At 42.7% G+C, this 20,717-nt stretch carries 20 protein-coding genes; 12 read left to right on the forward strand and 8 right to left on the reverse strand.

Annotated elements, in window-relative coordinates:
- Positions 1–226: 226 nt before the first annotated feature.
- Both sucC and HC175_RS01895 read right to left on the reverse strand, forming a co-directional pair.
- Complete coding sequence (sucC, locus tag HC175_RS01890; protein ID WP_168136816.1) at positions 227–1,417, reverse strand: ADP-forming succinate--CoA ligase subunit beta; 1,191 nt, start codon at positions 1,415–1,417, stop codon at positions 227–229.
- Positions 1,418–1,516: 99 nt separating this feature from the next.
- Positions 1,517–2,176, reverse strand: coding sequence for an LON peptidase substrate-binding domain-containing protein (locus HC175_RS01895; protein WP_168136817.1), 660 nt, complete (start codon positions 2,174–2,176; stop codon positions 1,517–1,519).
- Between the two features lie 181 nt (positions 2,177–2,357).
- Between HC175_RS01895 and lysA the strand changes: the two genes are divergently transcribed.
- A complete protein-coding gene (gene lysA, locus HC175_RS01900) occupies positions 2,358–3,581 on the forward strand; it encodes a diaminopimelate decarboxylase (RefSeq protein WP_168136818.1) in 1,224 nt (407 codons plus the stop codon).
- Positions 3,582–3,600: 19 nt separating this feature from the next.
- On the opposite strand, the gene HC175_RS01905 is transcribed toward lysA, so the two are convergent.
- The gene (locus HC175_RS01905; RefSeq protein ID WP_168136819.1) at positions 3,601–4,578 is read right to left on the reverse strand and encodes a potassium channel family protein; all 978 of its coding nucleotides are present in this window, start codon (positions 4,576–4,578) and stop codon (positions 3,601–3,603) included.
- Between the two features lie 120 nt (positions 4,579–4,698).
- On the opposite strand from HC175_RS01905, the gene HC175_RS01910 reads away from it, so the two are divergent.
- Both HC175_RS01910 and HC175_RS01915 read left to right on the forward strand, forming a co-directional pair.
- Positions 4,699–5,997 carry an erythromycin esterase family protein gene (locus HC175_RS01910; RefSeq protein WP_168136820.1) on the forward strand — a complete coding sequence of 433 codons (1,299 nt, stop codon included), beginning with the start codon at positions 4,699–4,701 and terminating at the stop codon, positions 5,995–5,997.
- 9 nt (positions 5,998–6,006) lie between these two features.
- On the forward strand, positions 6,007–6,693 hold the full coding sequence (locus HC175_RS01915; RefSeq protein ID WP_168136821.1) for an MBL fold metallo-hydrolase: 687 nt from the start codon (positions 6,007–6,009) through the stop codon (positions 6,691–6,693).
- Here the strand turns inward: HC175_RS01915 and HC175_RS01920 are convergent, their stop codons facing one another.
- Together HC175_RS01920 and HC175_RS01925 are read right to left on the reverse strand one after the other, a co-directional pair.
- The gene (locus HC175_RS01920; RefSeq protein WP_168136822.1) at positions 6,694–7,410 is read right to left on the reverse strand and encodes a DUF72 domain-containing protein; all 717 of its coding nucleotides are present in this window, start codon (positions 7,408–7,410) and stop codon (positions 6,694–6,696) included.
- The gene (locus HC175_RS01925; RefSeq protein WP_168136823.1) at positions 7,407–8,192 is read right to left on the reverse strand and encodes an Fpg/Nei family DNA glycosylase; all 786 of its coding nucleotides are present in this window, start codon (positions 8,190–8,192) and stop codon (positions 7,407–7,409) included. The genes HC175_RS01920 and HC175_RS01925 overlap by 4 nt, the downstream gene beginning before the upstream one ends.
- Before the next feature lie 128 nt (positions 8,193–8,320).
- Between HC175_RS01925 and HC175_RS01930 the strand changes: the two genes are divergently transcribed.
- Together HC175_RS01930 and HC175_RS01935 are read left to right on the forward strand one after the other, a co-directional pair.
- On the forward strand, positions 8,321–8,998 hold the full coding sequence (locus HC175_RS01930; RefSeq protein ID WP_317172064.1) for a hypothetical protein: 678 nt from the start codon (positions 8,321–8,323) through the stop codon (positions 8,996–8,998).
- 173 nt (positions 8,999–9,171) lie between these two features.
- Positions 9,172–9,927, forward strand: coding sequence for a hypothetical protein (locus HC175_RS01935; protein ID WP_317172065.1), 756 nt, complete (start codon positions 9,172–9,174; stop codon positions 9,925–9,927).
- Between the two features lie 55 nt (positions 9,928–9,982).
- Here the strand turns inward: HC175_RS01935 and HC175_RS01940 are convergent, their stop codons facing one another.
- Positions 9,983–11,515, reverse strand: coding sequence for a GH3 family acyl-acid amido synthetase (locus tag HC175_RS01940; RefSeq protein WP_168136824.1), 1,533 nt, complete (start codon positions 11,513–11,515; stop codon positions 9,983–9,985).
- A gap of 157 nt (positions 11,516–11,672) precedes the next feature.
- Between HC175_RS01940 and HC175_RS01945 the strand changes: the two genes are divergently transcribed.
- The 3 genes from HC175_RS01945 (at position 11,673) to yidC (ending at position 15,589) form a co-directional block, all read left to right on the forward strand.
- Positions 11,673–11,906 (forward strand): DUF3820 family protein, encoded by a 234-nt coding sequence (locus HC175_RS01945; protein WP_168136825.1) that lies wholly within the window; start codon positions 11,673–11,675, stop codon positions 11,904–11,906.
- Positions 11,907–12,041: 135 nt separating this feature from the next.
- Positions 12,042–13,679: a CTP synthase gene (locus HC175_RS01950; protein ID WP_168136826.1), complete on the forward strand. Its 1,638-nt coding sequence runs from the start codon at positions 12,042–12,044 to the stop codon at positions 13,677–13,679.
- 71 nt (positions 13,680–13,750) lie between these two features.
- Positions 13,751–15,589 carry a membrane protein insertase YidC gene (gene yidC / locus HC175_RS01955; RefSeq protein ID WP_168136827.1) on the forward strand — a complete coding sequence of 613 codons (1,839 nt, stop codon included), beginning with the start codon at positions 13,751–13,753 and terminating at the stop codon, positions 15,587–15,589.
- 72 nt (positions 15,590–15,661) lie between these two features.
- Here yidC and HC175_RS01960 read toward each other — a convergent pair whose 3' ends face one another.
- Positions 15,662–16,636, reverse strand: coding sequence for a fasciclin domain-containing protein (locus tag HC175_RS01960; protein WP_168136828.1), 975 nt, complete (start codon positions 16,634–16,636; stop codon positions 15,662–15,664).
- Positions 16,637–16,728: 92 nt separating this feature from the next.
- On the opposite strand from HC175_RS01960, the gene HC175_RS01965 reads away from it, so the two are divergent.
- The 4 genes from HC175_RS01965 to HC175_RS01980 all read left to right on the forward strand — a co-directional run bounded on the left by HC175_RS01965 (position 16,729) and on the right by HC175_RS01980 (position 20,216).
- On the forward strand, positions 16,729–17,409 hold the full coding sequence (locus HC175_RS01965) for a toxin-antitoxin system YwqK family antitoxin (RefSeq protein ID WP_168136829.1): 681 nt from the start codon (positions 16,729–16,731) through the stop codon (positions 17,407–17,409).
- Between the two features lie 60 nt (positions 17,410–17,469).
- Complete coding sequence (locus tag HC175_RS01970; RefSeq protein WP_168136830.1) at positions 17,470–17,874, forward strand: lipocalin family protein; 405 nt, start codon at positions 17,470–17,472, stop codon at positions 17,872–17,874.
- Between the two features lie 150 nt (positions 17,875–18,024).
- Entirely contained in the window at positions 18,025–19,212 is a 1,188-nt protein-coding gene (gene mnmA, locus HC175_RS01975) for a tRNA 2-thiouridine(34) synthase MnmA (protein WP_168136831.1), read from the forward strand.
- Between the two features lie 59 nt (positions 19,213–19,271).
- Positions 19,272–20,216, forward strand: coding sequence for an NAD(P)H-dependent flavin oxidoreductase (locus tag HC175_RS01980; RefSeq protein ID WP_168136832.1), 945 nt, complete (start codon positions 19,272–19,274; stop codon positions 20,214–20,216).
- Between the two features lie 160 nt (positions 20,217–20,376).
- Here HC175_RS01980 and HC175_RS01990 read toward each other — a convergent pair whose 3' ends face one another.
- Complete coding sequence (locus HC175_RS01990; protein WP_209309895.1) at positions 20,377–20,700, reverse strand: hypothetical protein; 324 nt, start codon at positions 20,698–20,700, stop codon at positions 20,377–20,379.
- Positions 20,701–20,717 lie beyond the last annotated feature (17 nt).

Here is a 20,717-nt window from a genome sequence, read left to right on the forward strand (position 1 = left end):
CCAGGTTAACAGATTTTTAGCAAACCGCACTTTATTTTACCCTTTTTGAACAGGATAAAATTAGGTCAAGCTTAGACGAGAAAGAAAAAATTCAGGTTACGGAAAAGTTGAGGAATGATTATATAATAATAAACGGGAGGCAGTGGTGAGATCTCTTTCAGAAAAGTCAGGCCACAAAAAAACCCCCGGAGTTTTCCGAGGGTTCAAATACTATTATATGTAAAGCTTAAGAAAGTACTTCCTGCACCTTATCTGCAGCTTCCTGGAATTCAACAGCACTGTAAACATCCAGGCCACTGTTATCAATAAGCTCCTTAGCTATATCTGCATTTGTTCCTTGTAGGCGAACAATAATTGGAACATGAATATCTCCCATGTTCTTGTAAGCATCCACAATTCCCTGCGCAACGCGGTCACATCGCACAATTCCTCCAAAGATATTTACCAGGATCGCCTTCACGTTCTCGTCTTTAAGGATGAGACGAAATGCTTCCTCTACCCTCTTGGCATCGGCAGTACCACCTACATCAAGAAAGTTAGCTGGCTCTCCTCCTGCCTGCTTGATCAGGTCCATCGTAGCCATTGCCAGTCCTGCACCATTCACCATACATCCTACGTTTCCGTCAAGGTCCACATAGTTCAAACCTACAGCTTTTGCTTCAACTTCTACAGGATTCTCCTCACGTACATCACGCATTTCTGCATAATCTTTATGACGGTATAAAGCATTGTCATCTAAAGTTACCTTCGCGTCAACAGCCATTATTTTATCATCACTTGTCTTAAGAACCGGATTAATCTCAAATAAAGAAGAATCAGATTTTGAGAAAGCTTCGTAAAGAGCCATCACAAATTTTGTCATCTCTTTAAAACCATTTCCGCTAAGGCCAAGGTTAAAGGCAATTCTTCTTGCCTGGAACGGCAGTAATCCAACAGCTGGATCGATTTCTTCTGTAAAGATCAAGTGCGGCGTTTCTTCAGCCACTGTTTCGATATCCATTCCACCTTCTGTAGAATACATGATCATGTTTCTACCTGTACTACGGTTTAGAAGCACAGACATGTAATATTCTTCGGGCTCACTGTCTCCAGGATAATAAACATCTTCGGCCACAAGTACCTGATGCACTTTTTTTCCTTCAGCAGAGGTTTGCGGAGTTACCAGGTTCATCCCAATAATTTGTCCTGCGATGTCCTCAACTTCCTGAAGATTCTTTGCGAGTTTTACTCCTCCACCTTTTCCACGGCCACCAGCATGTACCTGAGCCTTGATCACATGCCATCCGGTACCTGTCTGTTCAGTAAGTTTCTTTGCAGCTTCTACTGCCTCTTTAGGATCCTGGGCAACAATGCCACGCTGTATGCGCACTCCAAAACTGCTTAAAATCTCTTTTCCCTGATATTCGTGTATGTTCATAATAAGGTGTTTCTTCAGTATTTGTTACGGTTGACAAAAGTAACAAATGTTATAGGATTCTGCCAATATTTTTTAGGAATGACGCCGGGTTCCGGAATTTTATTTCTTTTTCCCTGTGAGGCGGAATTCTGTAAAATCTAAAGGGTCAAAATTTCTGAAGTGTCCATTGAGTTCAATGACCTGTTTGGTGCGGTTCATTTCCTGTACCACAGGGATGGTGATGAGCAAATGATTGATAAGATATTCCTGGCGCGCCTTTTCTGAAGTCATTTTCAGCAGGTCGTATTCCTGTTCAAGCGATAGACCAATCTTGTGGGCAAGCGTAAAACTTCTGAAGCTGGGTAGATCAAGCTTTGGCTTCGGAATCTCCAGATGCAGATACAATTCGTATATAAGTTCCAGTAACTGCTTTTTTACAGTCTCTGTAGAATCATCCTTATCTTCCAGGAACTGTACCTCTCCCCCGGCATACAATTTTCCATGCTCCTGCTCCTCGAACTGCTTTATCCTAAAAGCTCTCATTCCTTCGCAAATCACATCACTGGCACCAGATCCATACCGTCTCACCACTTTGAGCAATTTCATCTCTGTCCCGAATTCCAGTTTATTTCCAATGTAAGAAGGAATGCCGAAGGATTTTCCAGTGCTTTCACAGTCTTCGATCAATTCCTTATACCGCTCTTCAAAAATGTGCAATGGCAGCCTCTCTCCTGGAAACACTGTACTCTTTAATGGAAAAAGCGCGAGTCTGGTAGTCATAAAGCAATGGTTAATAAAGGAAATTTACAAAAATCTGAAGAGCATTCTTCAACTTCTTTCAAAAATTTGGAACATGAAAACATATAGAAATATAACGAATTGTTAGAATTCGTTATTTTCAATATCGTCCTGCAATAAGTTACAAAATTCCCCATTACTTTTGCATCTTCAAAGTAGTACCATGAATAACAGAGAGCTTTTAACAGTAGCAGAAAAATATGGAAGTCCGGTTTATGTATATGATTCTGAAAAGATCACTTCCCAGTACACACGCCTCACCAGTGCCTTTAGCAAGGTAAAACATCTGCGTATACATTATGCTGTTAAGGCTTTGTCCAATATATCCATCCTCAGCCTTTTTCAAAGTCTGGGGGCCGGCCTTGACACGGTTTCCATTCAGGAAGTAAAGCTGGGACTGGAAGCCGGAGTTGAGCCATCCAAAATCATTTACACTCCCAATGGGGTTTCTCTTGAGGAAATAGAAAAAGTGGCCGAAATGGGGGTGCAAATCAATATCGACAACCTTTCCATCCTTGAGCAGTTTGGGACCAGGCATCCAAAAGTTCCGGTTTGCATAAGGATAAACCCTCATGTTATGGCCGGTGGAAATACCAATATTTCTGTTGGTCACATTGATTCAAAATTCGGGATCTCAATTCACCAGATTCCCCATGTTTTAAGGATCGTTGAGAATACCGGAATGAACATCAACGGAATTCACATGCATACCGGCAGTGATATCCTTGATATTGAAGTTTTTCTTTATGCTTCTGAAATTCTTTTCGATACAGCCCGGCATTTCAAAGATCTGGAATTCATTGATTTTGGAAGTGGCTTCAAAGTACCTTATAAAGAAGGTGACATTGAAACAAATATTGAAGAGCTGGGAGAGAAGCTCACAGCAAAATTCAATTCCTTTTGTAAGGAATATGGCAAAGATCTCACCCTTGCCTTCGAACCTGGAAAATTCATGGTTAGTGAAGCCGGGAAGTTTTTGGTAAAGGTCAACGTGATCAAGCAAACCACGTCAACAGTATTTGCGCAGGTAGACAGCGGCTTTAACCACTTGATACGCCCTATGTTCTATGGCTCCCGACATGAGATCCACAATATCTCCAATCCTGGCGGCAAAGAAAGATTCTACTCTGTAGTTGGTTATATCTGTGAAACCGACACTTTCGCGAGTAACCGCCGAATTTCAGAGATCAAGGAAGGCGACATCCTGGCATTTGACAATGCCGGAGCATATTGTTATTCTATGGCCAGTAATTTTAATTCCAGGTTTCGTCCGCCAGAAGTGTTGTGGCATGAAGGCGAAGCTCATCTTATAAGACAAAGGGAAACTTTTGAAGATATTACCCGCGGACAATTAAAAGTGGACTTTTCAGTACAGACTGAGCTCTAAAAATTACCTTCCAAAAATGTCATTTTTGGAACTCCTTTAGTTTATAAACTTCTTCCCAATTCCAGCCTGCATATTGTAGGCTGGAAGTAAATTGCCTGTCGGTATGTTCCCTGTTACTGTAATCATATCCATGTTTCTTCCAGTAGCTCCTCAGCGTTTTTAATTGATCGGGCTTATATTCTCCGGCATCCGGCTCTTCCAGTCCCAGCTCCAGGTATTTTTCAATGGCATTGAGGGTAGAATTGATCTTATTGTATTGCACTGTCGTTTTCTCCCATTCAAGCTGCACTACCATTAGCACTTCATAAAGCCTTGCAAGCTGAACTATCAATGCCGAGTCATGATTTTTGGTAAGAAAGTAATTACTCATTGGGAAAGCCAGATAGCTACTGGAATTCTTCAGAATTTGCTGTCTTAGATCCCCGGCGTCCGAAACGAGACTCGAAAGATCTTCCTGGTTCTTAAAGAATTGATACAATTCCTCGACATCTTCTCCTACTGTAGAAATAAAGAACGAAAGTTGCTTTTTTGAGAGCACTGCGTTGATAATGCTCAACAAATAAGTAAGACCGGTGGTGATTAGAATGAAGCCAGAGAACGATAGGATACCGGTAAGGATCCTGCTTTGGTCATTTCCTGGAACAAAATCTCCAATGCCAAGAGTAGACAGAACATAAGAGGTGTAGTAAAAGATCTCAGTTCTTGTTGCCGGCAAGCCAGTAGTGGCATTCACTACCATTTCCTCACCTGCAGTAAAAACTATAAAAGCTCCAAGAAACAATAGGGAGAGCCACATAAATGTGGTGACCAGCAAATGAATTATACCTGAATATAAAAAGATCTTCCTGTTACGATTTTGAAGAATAAGGCGGTTGAGGATCTGATTTACAATCCTGGAAAAAATCCCAAATCCATTCCCGGAAAGGGTTGTGTGAAAGAAATCCAGGAAAATCAGTACAATTAAAGTAAGCCCTATTGCTATTTGAACTGTCTGCATGATTCTAAAATTAAATAAAAATTGACAATCAATACCTTAAACTTTTCTAAAGCTGCTCCACATCATTATAATTCCCTGCTGCAATTTTGGTAACTTCATGCAAATCAAATTCTTATCACTATGTTTTCAGGAAATACAAATTTGAAAGAGGTGCAACAGATAAGACCGTTGGAAAATTCAAAAGATCTTGACCCGCTTATAGAGAAAATAGGAAATTCGAAGTACGTACTCTTAGGGGAAGCAAGCCACGGCACACACGAATATTACACCTGGCGCGCAGAGATCTCCAAACGCTTAATTGAGGAAAAAGGATTTTCTTTTATAGCCGTTGAGGGCGACTGGCCCGATTGTTTTAAGATCAATCGCTGGATCAAAGATCTTCCCGATGCTTCTAATTCTATTGTTGAAGTTCTTAAGGAATTCCGACGCTGGCCTACATGGATGTGGGCCAACTGGGAAATTGCGGCTTTTGCCGATTGGCTTAAAACACATAACAACAGCCTCGAATTTGATAAGAAAGTGGGGTTCTATGGGCTGGATGTATACAGCCTATGGGAATCTATGGAAACCATAGTTAAATATCTAGAGAAGGAAGATCCCGAAACTGCAGCCCTCGCCCGACAGACGGCCGATTGCTTTGAACCTTATAGAGAGAACGATTCTTACGTTACTGCATATCGGGGACTCAAACAAAAGTGCAGAAACGAAGTAGTGCAGCTGTTGAAGGAGGTACGTCAAAGAACAGATCAGTACGAAAATGAACCCGAAGCGGGGCTTAATGCCGAACTCAATTCCCTCGTCCTCAAGAATGCAGAAAAATATTACGAAGCTATGGCCCAGTTTGACCACTCTTCATGGAACGTGCGAGATAATCATATGGTCGAAACACTCAACACCCTCATGGATTACCACGGCAAAGACGCTAAGGTGATCGTTTGGGAGCACAATACTCATATTGGAGATGCACGCGCTACAGATATGGCTGCCTCTGGCCTGCACAATGTAGGGCAACTGGTGCGCCAGCAACATAAGAAAGATGGAGTTGTGCTGGTTGGCTTTGGATCTTATGAAGGTTCTGTAGTGGCAGGAGAATTCTGGGGTGCACCTATGGAAAAGATGGAACTGCCCAGAGCCATTGACGGGAGTATCGAAAAAATGCTCCACACCCTGGGAGCAGAAAATAAATTGTTGGTCTTTGAGGAAGGTTCAGAACTCAATAAAAGGCTGAAGGAAAAGATTGGGCACCGTGCTGTGGGCGTAGTTTATGATCCTCACAGGGAACGAGGGAATTATGTCCCTTCAAAAACGGCAAAAAGATATGATGCTTTTCTCTACCTCGACAAAACACAGGGATTGCATCCTTTACATTTCAAACCCGATGGCAGTAAAACTCCCGATACCTATCCCTTCGGAATTTAAGGCAGATATATGAAGATCAAGATCCTTGGCACCCGCGGAAAAATTGAACCTAAAGCCGAAAGACACATCAATCATACCGGCTTTCTTATAGATGATAAGATCCTTATTGATGCAGGAGAGCCCGAATATATGGATTACGCTCCTGAAGCGGTAGTCTTTACGCATTTTCATCCCGATCATGCATTTTTCGTTCCCGATAAGAAAAAGTTTTCTCCCAAAATTCCTCTTTTTGGGCCCGAAGCTCATGAGCTTATTCCGCAGCTGAAAGTGATCACGACCCACTTCAGGATCGGAGCCTATAGCTTTACGCCTATATCGGTTATACACGCCTTAAGGCTAAGATCTTTGGGATATATTATTCAAAAAGGTCAAAAAAAGCTCTTCCTTACCGGAGATGTTGCCTGGATCGAAAAGGCAAATTTGGAAAATATTCCACAACTTGACCTAGTCATCACCGAAGCGACCTTTATCAACAAGGGCGGAAGGATCAACCGAAAGAAAGACCGCATTTTTGGACATACCGGCATACCCGATCTAATTCGGTTACTCGGCCCACACACTAAAAAGCTGGCTTTTTGCCACTATGGGGAATGGTTCTTTGAAAGAGATCCTGCAGCAAGTATGAAAAGAATAAAAGCCTTACAAGAAGAAGTGGAGCTTATTCCTGCGTATGATGGGATGGAAATAGAAATTTAATTATTCAAAAAGCTCCATGAGTTCCTGAGCGTTTCTGGGGGCATGAGCATGAATGTCGTTATTGAAATAGATATAGATCTCTTCCAGCCCGCTGTCCATGATCTTTTTGTGCCACTCTTTAAGTTCTGCTTTAGTATATAGGTGGTCGTACCAGTCTTTACCTGTGCCGTGGAAACGAAGATATCCGGTCTTATCAGTAGTTATGAGATCATCAGGAAATTCAGGACTTGAGATTGAAGAGAAAATGATTCCGTAATTTTCAAGGAGGTCATAAACTTCCTTATCATACCAGGATTCGTGACGAAATTCCAGCACATTTTTAAATTCCCGATCTAGTGTCTTGCAAAAATTCTCGAGTTTTTCATCATTCCGATGTAAATTGGGCGGGAGCTGCCATAAGATACAGCCCAGGTTAGTTTTTAGAAGCTTAGCCAGGAGTTCAAAATCCTTCACGCTTTGATCGGCATCTTTTAATTTTTTCCGATGGGTTACATATCTATGGCCTTTGAGCGTAAATTGGAAATTGTCGGATACCGTCTCCCTCCAGTTAAGAAGGCCTTTTTCACGCGGAAAGCGATAAAAAGTATTATTGATCTCTACGGTGTCAAAAATGGAAGAATAATGCTCCAGCCATTTCCGTTGCGCCAGCTTCTGCGGATAAAATGGCCCGCGCCATTCTTTATAATTATAGCCGGAACAACCTATATGCACCTTCATTTCTCCTCTTTTTGACAGGAAGGGCAAAAATAGGTACTCCTGCCGGCAACCTTGATCTGCTTTATTTCCCCTTCGCATTTTGGGCAGTCGGCGCCATCTTTGCGATGCCGGATAAGGTAATCTTCCGGGAAATCATCTCGCACACCTTCCTTTTCAATTGCCAGTTCCAGCACTGCTATCATTTCCTTATACAGCTGTTTCTTTTCTGAAGCACTAAGATGATTTGTCCGGGATTTTGGATGGATCCCTGCCTGATACAGCATTTCATCTGAATAGACGTTGCCCAGTCCCGCCATAACGTGTTGATCCATAAGCACCGCTTTTATGCTACCGGTCTTATCCTCCAGCAGTTTCAAAAATTCATTTTCTGAAAGCTGAAGCGCATCTTCTCCAAGTTCATTTTCTGCCTTAAATTCCACAAGGGTTTCAGCCAAGAAAATTTTGCCGAGTTTTCTTCGGCAGCTGTAAGAAAGCTTGTAATCATCATCAAACGAAATGATCATTTTGGCATATTTGGGCGGCTCCTGGTTCGCATAATATTCCAGTTTGCCGGTCATTCCGAAGTGAAAGATGAGCCATGATTTGTCCGTAGTTGAAAGTCCCAGGTATTTCCCCAGACGTTCCGTTTTCTCAAACTTTTCTCCTACAAGTGCTTCTTCAAATTTTGAAGCAGGAGATTGCAGGAGCGAAGTCTCAGGAAATTCCACCTTCGTGATCTTTTTTCCAACAGAAGTCTCTCTCACATAGTTTCGAAAAAGGGTTATTTCTGGTAGCTCTGGCATAAAACATGTTTTTGTCTGGTTCCTTAAATTAACGAAAAACAATAGGCCAGCCTATAATTTAAGAAAAATTTCAAAATATCTGTTTCAGGAAAGCTTATCTTATTTGTGGCACATAAATCCCTGCAATTTTGAAGAAAAGAGTTTGCATCATTCTCCTGCTTGGGCCCCTTTTTGCGGCCAACTGGAGCTGTGCAGCAAGAAAAGATATGGAAGAAAAAAATATCGTTTACCAGAACAATAAGATCATTCCCGAAAGCATTTTTGAAGAAGCAAAAACTGCACTTTCCTTTTACCCGGAATTGAAAGATGTGGAGATCGAGTTCAGATACAAAGAAGACATCAAAAAATCCTTTATGCAGGCGCAGCCGCGTTTCTCTAATCTCTTTAAAGGAAAAAAGAACAGAAGCTACTTCATCTACATAAGCAGCCGGTTTTTAATTGAGGAAGAGGAATTCTCCATGGCCGAAGTGCCTTCAGAAGTACTTATTGGCTGGCTTGGGCATGAACTGGGGCATATTATGGACTACAGGGAAAAATCGGCAATGGGCCTTGTGATCTTTGGTTTGAGATATGTCACCTCCGAAAACTATATTAAGGAAGCCGAACGTGCCGCTGATACTTATGCCGTACACAGCGGAATGGGAGATTATATTCTTGCCACCAAGGATTTTATTTTAAATCACTCACATTTGTCTGACCATTACAAGGAGAGAATTTCGAGGCTGTACTTGTCGCCCGAAGAGATCCTGGTACTCGTCAATAAGCTGGAGGAGGATCTGGAAAATGTTGAAAAGGATGGCAGATAAGGCCGTCCAGTAATTATTAATTCCCATTTCTTTCGATTCTGTTCTTCATGAGGCCTTTCGATTTCTTCTGGAAAAGCAAAAATATTCTTAGAAAATCTGAAAAGTAAATTTTCTGGCATATGGGTTGATTTAATATAGTACAACGTTTCATTACAGCCGAGACATTAATTTCAATGGAAAAGATCAGATCCTCAGGTTTATTATATAATAACTCTAAACAGCAGAAACAAAAGTCGGCAATCAGCAGGTCATGGCGGTTCCTTTCAATTCTTCTTATCCTCTTTTCAGCATTTACCTGGGGCTGTGCAGCACAAAAAAGCAATGAGCACAACAACCTTATCTTTCAAGATAATAAGATCATTCCCACGAACATTCTGGGGGAAGCCAGGCTCGCCCTTTCCCATTACCCCGAACTTGAGGCTGTAAAAATTGAATTCAGGTACAAGAAGAATATAAAAAATGCCTTTATGCAGGCACAGCCGAATCTCGCAGACCTTTTCAAGGATAAAAAGAATCGCAGCTACTATGTTTTTATGAGCAGTAAATTTCTCATCGAAAATGAAGAATTTTCAATGGCCGAGGTTCCTTCAGAAGTTCTTGTTGGCTGGCTTAGCCATGAACTGGGACATATCATGGACTACCGGGAAAAATCGGCTTTACAGCTGCTAAAATTTGGTACACGTTATGTCACTTCAGAAAATTTCATCAGGAAAGCAGAGCGCACGGCAGATACTCATGCGGTAAATCATGGCCTGGGAAACTATATTTTTGCGACCAAAGATTTTATTCTCAACCATTCCCGGCTATCTGACTCTTACAAAAAGAGGAAAGCACGCCTTTATCTCTCCCCTGAAGCTATCCGGCTGCTAGTGAATAGCCTTGAGGAAGATCTCGCCATAGAACTAGAGCCAGAGGAAGAAGAAAGCTAAATGCTAATAATGGTTTATTGGTAATTGCTTATTGTTTATTGTTTATTGCTAATTGTTAACTGCGATCTGATCTCACAAATTTTTCCCATTCCGCAAATTTTTCCTCATTCATCACTTTCTCCATTTTCACCTGTCCCCCTTTCTTCTTGTTCGCGGCGCTCCATTCGGTAAAGACCTCTGGCCCTACTTTCACCACCTCAACTCCTTTAAGGGCTTTGCTCCTGGCCACTCCATAGTTTTTATTGGCCGCCTTTAAAGCTTCGTCTAAGGCAGCAGCCAGCTCTTTTTCGTCTGCATCGCCTTCTTCAATTCCCAGGTACCATTTGTGAATGTATTCCTCCTGGTCATTTTTTACAGCTGCGACGGTAAATTCGGGAATGGTGATTCCGAACTGCTGCTCCAGTTCCTTTACTGCATCGTTCATTTTGTTTACTGAAAGTTGGGACCCCACAACATTCAGAAAGAATTTTGTTCGGCCCGTGATACGGATCTCCTTTCGGTCAACATCGGTAAATTTAATGGTGTCGCCAATCACATATCTCCAGGCACCAGATACCGTGCTAATAAGCAGTACATAATCCACTTCAGGCTCCACCTCTTCCAGTTTTACAGTAGGAGCATTATTTCTTATGGCACCATCTTCGGCAATATATTCAGGCTTAAAGGGAACGAATTCAAAGTAGATACCGTTGTCTAGCACCAGCTTCATGGCATGAGTTTCGGGCCTGGCTTGAAAGGCCATAAATCCTTCCGAAGCCAGGTAAGTATCAATGACCACCAGCGGGTGAGCAACGAGTTTTTCAAAAGCCTTTTCATAAGGTTCAAACGCCACACCACCCGTAGTATATACCAGCAGGTTGGGCCATATCTCATGAATATTCTTCGCGTTGTGGTACTCAAGAATCTTTTTGATCATAAGCTCGGTCCAGGAAGGAATACCAGACATAGCACCAATGTCCCAGTTCTTTGCCTCCTTGGCAATTTCGAGCACCCGTTCATCCCAATCCTCTATCTGCGAAATTTCAACGCCAGGCTTGTAAAAATTGCGAAACCAGAAGGGAATGTTACTGGCGCTAATTCCACTAATTTCCCCTTCCTCATGGTCTTCCACCTTATTTAAGTCTGTAGAACTTCCCAGCATCATGATCTCCTTTTGAAAAAAATCTGATGGCAGGTCGTAATTAGCAAGGGAGGCCACTTGTTTCAATCCGGTTTGACGAATGGCCTCAACCATATCATCTGTAACAGGAATTCTTTTGCTCGACTTGCCTGTTGTTCCAGAACTAAGAGCAAAATATGGCGGATTACCAGGCCAGGTGACATTGTCCTCTCCTTGATGCATTTTGCTCCACCACTCCTCATTGATCTTGTTATAATCAAAAAATGGAACCCGTTCTGCATAGGCTTTTCGAATATCATCTGCCTTTAGGATCTCCGCAAACTCGTAATGCCGGCCAAACGCAGTATCCTTTGCCTTTTCCAGCAGCCCCTGCAGCACTTTTTCCTGCGCTTCTACCGCATTGGGCTCGGTAGTGACGGCATCTGTTGCGTGAATGATTCCCTTAATGATAGATCCTATTACAGCCATAAATTCAGTTTGAGCGGAAGTTAGTTAAAACCTGAAAAAGCATAGGAAATCCATATTTAAAATTATCAGGATTTTAACCTTTGGGTCGGGTCATAACTACTGAAAAATTTTCAGAAAAAAGACATCGCGATTTTCCCTTTTTTGAGACCTTAGCCGAATGCAACTTCAGCCAGATTATAAAGCACTTCTTGAACTCGCACACGCCAAGATGCATTTCGGTAAATACAAAGGCCGTTACCTTTCTGAACTACCTGAATTTTACCTGGTCTGGTTTCGGCAGCAGGGATTTCCGAAGGGTAAAACAGGAGAGTTGCTGCAGCAGGTCCTGGAACTCAAGGTAAACGGGATGGAAGACATACTGCGCACCATTAGAAGGAAATATCCAAAATAGCAGCAAAAGATCATTTTTTGTGCACTTCAAAACCCTTAAAGTTTTGCTAACATATTATAGTGCAAATGGTTTCTTTTTCTTTTCTTCTTTGTAATTTAGCGCGCTGAATAAGAACGCACCAAATACCTCTCTAAAATGGCTGAAACCAAGTATATTTTTGTCACAGGCGGTGTTTCCTCTTCCTTGGGAAAAGGGATCATTGCTGCATCTTTGGCAAAATTACTGCAAGCTCGCGGGTACAAAACCACTATTCAGAAACTGGATCCCTATATTAACGTAGACCCGGGAACTTTGAATCCTTATGAACACGGAGAGTGTTATGTGACCGAAGACGGGGCAGAAACCGATCTTGACCTGGGGCATTATGAAAGATTCCTGAATGTCAACACTTCGCAGGCCAATAACGTTACCACCGGTCGTATTTATCAAAGCGTAATTGAAAAAGAGCGACGTGGTGAGTTTCTGGGAAAGACCGTACAGGTTATTCCTCACATCACCAATGAGATAAAGGAAAGAATCCAGTTGCTTGGAAAGAACCACGACTATGATATCGTGATCACCGAGATTGGAGGAACCGTTGGGGATATTGAATCCTTACCATATATTGAGGCTGTACGTCAACTTAATTGGGAGCTGGGAGACGATAACGCCCTTATCATTCACCTTACGCTTGTTCCTTTTCTTGCCGCAGCAGGAGAACTGAAGACCAAGCCTACGCAACACAGTGTAAAGACGCTGATGGAAAGTGGATTAAGAGCAGATATCCTTGTTTGCAGAACAGAGCACGAACTTTCTGATGATATCCGAAGAAAATTGGCGCTCTTCTGCAATGTAAAACAGGAAGCTGTCATTCAATCCATTGATGCTTCTACTATTTATGATGTTCCTAACCTGATGCTGAAGGAAGGTCTCGATACGGTAACTCTTAAAAAACTGAATCTACCAGACGAAACTACACCTAATCTTACCCAGTGGAACGAATTCCTGAAGCGACACAAAAACCCGAAGCACAAGGTCAATATTGGATTAGTAGGAAAATATGTAGAATTACAGGATTCTTATAAATCGATTCTTGAAGCTTTCATCCATGCAGGCGCCGCTAATGAAGTAGAGGTGAATATTGAAAGTATTCATTCCGAATTTATCAATGATACTACGATCAAGAACAGGATTGCCCATTTAGACGGCATCTTGGTAGCTCCAGGATTTGGAGAACGCGGTATTGAAGGAAAGATTGATGCTGTTCGCTACGCCAGAGAAAATGACCTGCCCTTCCTCGGAATTTGTTTAGGAATGCAAATGGCAGTGATCGAATTCGCAAGAAATGTACTGCATTTAAACAAGGCAAACTCCACAGAAATGGATCCAGCAACTCCCCATCCGGTCATTGACCTCATGGAGGAACAAAAGGAGATCACCCACCTTGGAGGTACTATGAGGCTTGGCTCGTGGGAATGTACAGTGAAGGATAACTCTATTGCGCATGATGTATATAAGAGCAACCAGATCTTTGAAAGACACCGTCACCGCTACGAGTACAATAATAAATACGCCGAGCAGCTGGAAGCTCAGGGGCTTCGCAGCACAGGTATTAACCCCAAGACCAATCTTGTGGAGATCGTTGAGATTCCCGAACATCCATGGTTCGTGGGAGTACAATATCACCCCGAGTACAAGAGTACAGTTGCTAATCCACATCCGCTTTTCACAGCATTTGTAAAAGCTGCCAAAGAATACTCACAGGTAAAAAAAGGTGCCAGCATGGCACAATAGCCACTTTTGGTCAGGAAATTGACTAAAGCAAATGACCGCGGAAGATTCCGCCCTCTTTATTTAAATTTATAATGGAAGAAAAAAAGTTAGACGTTAATTCCTTAATAGGGTTTCTCCTCATTGGTGGAATCCTGCTTTGGATGCTATACATGAATCCATCTGCTCCCGAAGAAGTCGAGCAGACCACCACAGAACAGGTTGTAACTCCCGATGCTTCACCAGAGATCACCCCTGCGCAAGCCGTGCAGACCAGTGATTCGGCAGCCATAGCCCAGGCAGCCAGCCGTTTGGGTGCGTTTGGTTATTCGGCCACCTTAGCTTCAGCTACAGAGAATGAGACCAGTGTAGAAAATGATGTTCTTGCCCTCTCCCTCTCTAACAAAGGAGGATACATTTCTGAAGCAAGAATGAAGAATTTCAAAACCTACGATTCCATTCCTGTTTACCTTATTAAAGACGGGAATGCAGCTTTTCATCTTAATTTCACCACTACAGACGGGAGAGTGCTTAACACAAAAGATCTCTATTTCGAACCTAGTGTTACTAAAAACGGGGAGACCACTGTTGTCTCCATGAAATTAAAAGTATCGGCCAATGAATTTCTTGAATACCGGTATGTTTTAAAACCTGGAGAATACATGCTGGATTTCAGCATACGTTCACAAGGATTGAATGATGTTTTCAATGCTTCGGCTCCCATCACTCTTGACTGGCAGCTAAAAGGCTACCGCCACGCGAAAAGTATTCCTTACGAGAACCGCTATACAGAGCTGGTTTATGAATATGATGGCGGTGACGATGATTATGTTACCGATGGTACAGATGAAGAAGAAAATATTTCTTACGTTGCCTACAAGCAACACTTTTTCTCATCCATTCTTCTAACAGACACCCCTTTTCCTAATGGAAAACTTACTGCCGAAGATCTTGTGGAAGACGAAGAGGTAGATACGGTTTATACAAAAGCCTTTGCTTCTACTTTTCCTTTAGAATTAAAAGGAGGGGAACTCAACTATAATATGAACTGGTATTACGGTCCCAGTGACTATAAGATCCTTAACGATTACGACCGAAATCTTGATGAGATCCTGCCACTTGGCTGGGGAATTTTTGGATGGATCAACAGGTATCTTTTCATTCCGTTCTTTGCTTTTATAACGAATTATATGGGTTATGGTCTGGCGATCATTGTGATGACCATTGCGATCAAGCTCGTTCTATCGCCTGTTCAATACAAGCAGTATCTCTCCCAGGCAAAGATGAAAGTGCTTAGGCCAGAGATCAACGAGCTTAATGAGAAGTACAAGGATAATCCAATGAAAAAGCAACAGGAGACTATGAAGCTTTACAGCAAAGCTGGTGCCAGCCCTATGAGCGGGTGTCTCCCGGCCTTGATGCAGTTACCGGTTTTCTATGCGCTTTTCATGTTCTTCCCCAGCGCCTTCCAGTTACGGCAAAAAGGATTTCTATGGGCAGATGACCTTTCCAGTTATGATACCATAGCCCAACTGCCTTTCTATATACCTTTTTATGGAGATCACGTGAGCTTGTTCCCTATCCTGGCATCTATCGCCATCTTCATCTATATGATGATGACCACGGGACAGAGCATGCAGAATATGCAGCAACCAGGGATGCCGAACATGAAATTCATCATGTACCTATCTCCCCTCTTTATGCTGATCTTCTTTAACAACTATGCGAGTGGACTTTCTCTGTACTATCTTACTTCCAACCTTATTACTATTGGGATCATGCTGGTGATCAAGAACTTTATCATTGATGAGGAAAAGATCCATGCGAGAATTCAGGAGAATAAGAAGAAGCCTAAAAAGCAAGGGAAATTTGCACGCAAGATGCAGGAGATGATGGAGCAGGCCGAGCAACAACAAAAGAAAGGCAAGAAATAATTTCATTGATCATAAATTAGAAGAGCCCGGAAAATCCGGGCTCTTCTGCATTAACCAACCTATCAATACGTGTTACATAGCGGGTAACACAACCGTGTCAATTACATGGATCACCCCATTATTAGCCTGGACATCTACGGCAATGATATTTGAAGTTCGATCATTAGCATCAGTGATCACTGCACCATCTCCAAGATTAATCGTAAAGGATTGATCTGCGAAGGTGCCAACTTCCATCCCGTCAGAAAGATCTTCAGAACGAACATTTGCACCAGTAACCACATGATAACTCAACGTAGACGCAAGAACATCTGAAGGAATATCTTCAAGAGAAGACATTTCGAGCTCCTCCAGCAAAGCCACAAAGGCATCATTAGTTGGGGCGAAAACAGTATAAGGAGCAGGAGCATCAGTTTCCATCAGGATCTCCACAAAGGCATAGTCTTCTTCCCGGGTTAAGGCTGCAACGAGTATTTCAAAAGTAGGATCGGCTAAGGCGAAAGTCACTATATCGGGCAGGCCTATCACCGCATCTACAGCGTGAATAATCCCGTTATCGACCTCTACATCGGCCATGGTCACAGTGGCAACTCCATTGATCACTACTCCATTTTCGGTGTTGATGTACATGCTCAGGTTCTCGTCTGAAGCACCTCCAACCGCCATACTTTGAATATAACCGGTAGAAAGATCGGAAGCCATGATCTCTCCCATCTGTACATGGTTAAGCAATACCTGCGTTAGCAGTGCCACAGGAACATCATTAAGGCCTGAGAAGCCATTATCAGACAAAAAAGCTGCAAAGGCATCATTGTCGGGCGCAAAGACCGTATAATTTTCTGCGCCGTCAAGCGTTGAAGTAAGGCCAGTCACTTCAAGAGCTGCGGCCAGGGAAGAATAATTTTCGTTGCTCGCTACAAAGTCCGCAATGGTATTTGTTTCGATCATTGGTGGAGAGACGGCGTCATCATCGTCACTACAGGACGTCGCTCCGGAAAAAAGGAGCACTATTGCAGTGAATTTTACTAGTTTTGGAAACAGTTTCATTAGAGTTTATTTAAAGTTACACCTCAAAAGTAAATCATAATGCTAAAGCAAACTGTTTAAGTTTAGTTAAACTTTTTTAAACAATATAAGTAATGCTATTTAAAAGAAACTGGGAATTAGTGATTTGCATTTTAATATACACTATTAATAATACAGCGATCGCTCAAGAAGTTAACACCTTTGACAGCCAAGGGAATAAACATGGAAAGTGGAAGGAGTATTTTGACTCTGGAAAGGAAATGTTGAAATATGAAGGGGAATTTATCCACGGAAAAGAAACTGGTATGTTTAAGTTTTATCAGGAAGGATTAAAACAGCCCGCTGCACTTATGCATTTTAGTCCTTCCCATGATACGATAAGAGCAACCTATCTTTCCCAGCGGGGAAAAACGATAAGCGAGGGGAAACTCCTGAACAAGCAGCGTACTGGCACATGGAAGTACTACCATAAGGATCTGGACCGGGTAATGATGATAGAAAATTATGAGGCAGGCAAGTTGCATGGCGACAGGAAGATTTTTTATGAAGATGGCACCCTGGCGGAGGAGGCTCATTATGTGGCAGGAGAGTTGCATGGCTCCCGAAAATTATTATCTGTAAAAGGTGTGGTACTGGAAGATCTGCAATACGTTAATGGGGAGCTTCACGGCCCTGCAAAATTTTACAATGGAAAAGGAGTGCTTATGAGTGAAGGTGCATATAAGCGCAATAAACACCATGGCACCTGGCGCTATTATGAGCAGGGAAAATTAAAGCGCGAAAAACAATATTAACCGCCAAGGTCCTGCATGTAAATTTTAATATCTTTACTTAAACCCAAAAAAAGAAGAATCATGAAAAAGTACTTTTTTTTACTGGCCGCATTTGGCTTCTTTCTTATTACCTCCTGTAGTGATGATGACGACAACGGCGCCGAGAACGGAACGATCATAGCAAACTGGGAACTTACAGCAGTAACACCTCAAATCCCGGGATGGGATCCTTCTGCCTGCCCCGAAAACCCTGATATTACTTTTACCGAAAATGGCAGTGCCATGTGGACATTATATGATTCAGAAAATGACTGTGCTGAATTTTCAAGTTCCGGCACCTGGGAAAAAAATTCAGATAACACTTACACCATTTCCATTCCGAACTTCGGAACGTTTGACGGGACCGTTAAATTTTCGGGAGCCAATAAGTTTACTTTCACCACCTCGTTTCAATCTATTCCGGTGGTGCTGACTTTCGAAAAGTAAGTACAAAAACATCATTTTTCAAAGGCGGTCCAAAGACCGCCTTTTTTATTGCAACACCCTCATCTGCATTCAGGCTAAGCTTCCAAAAATGGCAAATTTTTATGTAATTTTGCAGCTTATTTAGAGACAGAGGAACAAGGAGTAAGAAATATGAAAAGAGTTGTTGTAGGATTATCTGGTGGTGTGGATTCAAGCGTAACAGCCTATCTTCTTAAGGAGCAGGGTTATGAGGTAATAGGGCTCTTTATGAAGAACTGGCACGATGAAGGCGTTACCATTTCCAAGGAATGCCCATGGCTGGATGATTCAAATGACGCCATGCTCGTGGCCGAAAAGCTTGGAATTCCATTTCAAACGGTAGATCTTAGTGCAGAATATAAAGAGCGCATCGTAGATTACATGTTCAACGAATACGAGCGGGGCCGCACCCCTAATCCCGATGTACTTTGCAATAGGGAAATAAAGTTTGACGTCTTTATGAAAATTGCCCTTTCCCTGGGAGCCGATTTTGTAGCTACAGGCCATTATTGTCGCAAGGGTGAAACCGAGGTCAATGGACAGCCAGTTTACCAGTTACTTTCAGGAAAGGATCGCAACAAGGATCAATCTTATTTTCTTTGCCAGCTTTCCCAGGAACAACTTGCAAAAACCCTGTTCCCCATTGGTGATCTTCAGAAAAGTGAAGTGCGAAGAATTGCTGCGGAACAGGATCTTGTAACCGCCGAGAAAAAAGATTCTCAAGGACTTTGTTTTATCGGAAAAGTACGGCTTCCGGAATTTCTTCAGCAGAAGTTACAGCCAAAAGAAGGTGACATTGTGGAAATATCTGCTTCTGAAGCAAAGTTTTCAGAAGAAACACCTGCATTTCAGAATAAAGAAGAAGAACTGGAATTTCTTTCCAGAAAATACCGCTATTCTCCTGCTGAAGGAAAAAAGGTAGGAAGGCACCAGGGTGCGCATTATTTCACCAAAGGCCAGAGAAAAGGACTGGCAGTAGGCGGCACCCCCGAACCTTTGTTTGTTATTGAAACAGATGTAACTGAAAATGTGATATACACCGGCCAGGGAAAGGACCACCCCGGAATTTTCCGCACTGCACTGTTTGTCTCTAAAGATGAAACTCATTGGGTGCGGCCAGATCTCCAGCTGAAGCCAGATGAAGAAATGCGGGTCAAAGCAAGGATCCGTTACCGGCAGGAGCTACAGGACGCTGAGCTTCACCAAACAGAGAACGGATTGTATGTTGTTTTCGATCAACCCCAGGCTTCTATTACCGAAGGACAATTTGTAGCCTGGTACCTGGAAGATGAGCTGATAGGTTCAGGAGTTATTTCGTAATATTCGAAAACTTTCAGGGTTGGAAACCATGAAAAAGTCGGGAAAAATTAAACAACCACATGACCAATAACAGAATTACGCAGCTTTTCAATATTCAATATCCCATAATCCAGGCAGGAATGATCTGGGCGAGCGGCTGGAAACTTGCCAGTGCGGTAAGTAACGAAGGCGGATTAGGAATTATTGGGGCGGGTTCAATGTATCCAGAAGTGCTTCGGGAGCATATCCAAAAATGCAAGAAAGCGACCTCCTTTCCATTTGCGGTCAATGTGCCCATGTTGTATCCTAATCTGGAGCAGATCATGGAGATCATTATTGAGGAGGGAGTTGAGATCGTCTTCACCTCTGCCGGGAATCCAAAGACCTGGACCTCCTATCTGCAGGAAAAAGGCATAAAAGTAGTTCATGTGGTTAGTAGTGTCAAATTTGCGCTTAAAGCAGAAGCGGCAGGTGTGGATGCTGTAGTTGCTGAAGGTTTTGAAGCCGGGGGCCATAATGGCCGGGATGAAACCACCACTTTCACGCTCATCCCCATGGTGCGGGAACAAATTAGAATTCCACTCATAGCTGCCGGAGGTATTGCTACTGGCAGGGGCATGCTGGCAGCCATGGTGCTTGGGGCAGATGCTGTACAAGTAGGCAGCCGATTTGTGGCCAGCGAAGAAGCTTCTTCTCACCCTAAATTTAAGGAACTGGTTGTAGCGGCTAAAGAAGGAGACACCATTTTAACCCTTAAGGAACTGGCCCCGGTAAGACTTCTCAAAAATCGCTTTTTTGAGCAGGTATCTGAGCTCTATACTCAAAGCCCCAGCCGCGAACAGCTTATACAACTTCTGGGACGAGCAAGGGCCAAAAAAGGTATGTTTGAGGGAGACCTTGAGGAAGGGGAACTGGAAATTGGACAAATCTCCGGTCTTATTCATGACATCAAACCTGCTGCACAGATCGTGAGGGACATGATGAGAGAGTTTGATGAAGCTAAAGCTGAAGTTACGGCTCTTTAAGAAGAAAAACTTTTCAGTTTTTTTAGCTCCTCCTCAATAAATTTTTGCCACTTAAGCTGAGCTTCCTGATCCATGGAATGCCGGGTTTCAGCATCGAAATCGTTTTGCATTTTAGCCCTTTCGGCTTCTGTTTTTTGATACAATGCCTGCAATGCCGGTTTTAGGTTTTGCGATTTTTTAGGTCAAATGCTTCCATTGCTCTTCTCAATTTACGGGCATGAAGCTCTGTAATATCAAAATGCAGCTGCTCATGAACCAGCAATTGTGCTGAGCCTTTTCCATTTTTGACCCAGGATTTCTCTGGAAAGAAAAATGCTGCTACTTCATAGAGAAATTCCGTTTCAGCGCCAAGAGTTTTCATAGACCAGGAATAGGACATTCCCGAGCTCGTGTTGGCGTGAAAGGGATTAGAAAGATCAGGCTCCGCTTCAAAGTTTGTCCAGCTTAAGGGAGCTGGCGTCCAGCTAATCTTCCTCTCTGGCATCTGCGCCTGGACCGATA

Source organism: Salinimicrobium oceani (genome assembly GCF_012037645.1).

What these genes read in the sequence shown, in the direction of transcription:
- sucC (WP_168136816.1), bottom strand. Translation starts at nt 1,417, where the DNA reads ATGAACATACACGAATATCAGGGAAAAGAGATTTTAAGCAGTTTTGGA.
- HC175_RS01895 (WP_168136817.1), bottom strand. Translation starts at nt 2,176, where the DNA reads ATGACTACCAGACTCGCGCTTTTTCCATTAAAGAGTACAGTGTTTCCA.
- lysA (WP_168136818.1), top strand. Translation starts at nt 2,358, where the DNA reads ATGAATAACAGAGAGCTTTTAACAGTAGCAGAAAAATATGGAAGTCCG.
- HC175_RS01905 (WP_168136819.1), bottom strand. Translation starts at nt 4,578, where the DNA reads ATGCAGACAGTTCAAATAGCAATAGGGCTTACTTTAATTGTACTGATT.
- HC175_RS01910 (WP_168136820.1), top strand. Translation starts at nt 4,699, where the DNA reads ATGTTTTCAGGAAATACAAATTTGAAAGAGGTGCAACAGATAAGACCG.
- HC175_RS01915 (WP_168136821.1), top strand. Translation starts at nt 6,007, where the DNA reads ATGAAGATCAAGATCCTTGGCACCCGCGGAAAAATTGAACCTAAAGCC.
- HC175_RS01920 (WP_168136822.1), bottom strand. Translation starts at nt 7,410, where the DNA reads ATGAAGGTGCATATAGGTTGTTCCGGCTATAATTATAAAGAATGGCGC.
- HC175_RS01925 (WP_168136823.1), bottom strand. Translation starts at nt 8,192, where the DNA reads ATGCCAGAGCTACCAGAAATAACCCTTTTTCGAAACTATGTGAGAGAG.
- HC175_RS01935 (WP_317172065.1), top strand. Translation starts at nt 9,172, where the DNA reads ATGGAAAAGATCAGATCCTCAGGTTTATTATATAATAACTCTAAACAG.
- HC175_RS01940 (WP_168136824.1), bottom strand. Translation starts at nt 11,515, where the DNA reads ATGGCTGTAATAGGATCTATCATTAAGGGAATCATTCACGCAACAGAT.
- HC175_RS01945 (WP_168136825.1), top strand. Translation starts at nt 11,673, where the DNA reads ATGCAACTTCAGCCAGATTATAAAGCACTTCTTGAACTCGCACACGCC.
- HC175_RS01950 (WP_168136826.1), top strand. Translation starts at nt 12,042, where the DNA reads ATGGCTGAAACCAAGTATATTTTTGTCACAGGCGGTGTTTCCTCTTCC.
- yidC (WP_168136827.1), top strand. Translation starts at nt 13,751, where the DNA reads ATGGAAGAAAAAAAGTTAGACGTTAATTCCTTAATAGGGTTTCTCCTC.
- HC175_RS01960 (WP_168136828.1), bottom strand. Translation starts at nt 16,636, where the DNA reads ATGAAACTGTTTCCAAAACTAGTAAAATTCACTGCAATAGTGCTCCTT.
- HC175_RS01965 (WP_168136829.1), top strand. Translation starts at nt 16,729, where the DNA reads ATGCTATTTAAAAGAAACTGGGAATTAGTGATTTGCATTTTAATATAC.
- HC175_RS01970 (WP_168136830.1), top strand. Translation starts at nt 17,470, where the DNA reads ATGAAAAAGTACTTTTTTTTACTGGCCGCATTTGGCTTCTTTCTTATT.
- mnmA (WP_168136831.1), top strand. Translation starts at nt 18,025, where the DNA reads ATGAAAAGAGTTGTTGTAGGATTATCTGGTGGTGTGGATTCAAGCGTA.
- HC175_RS01980 (WP_168136832.1), top strand. Translation starts at nt 19,272, where the DNA reads ATGACCAATAACAGAATTACGCAGCTTTTCAATATTCAATATCCCATA.
- HC175_RS01990 (WP_209309895.1), bottom strand. Translation starts at nt 20,700, where the DNA reads ATGCCAGAGAGGAAGATTAGCTGGACGCCAGCTCCCTTAAGCTGGACA.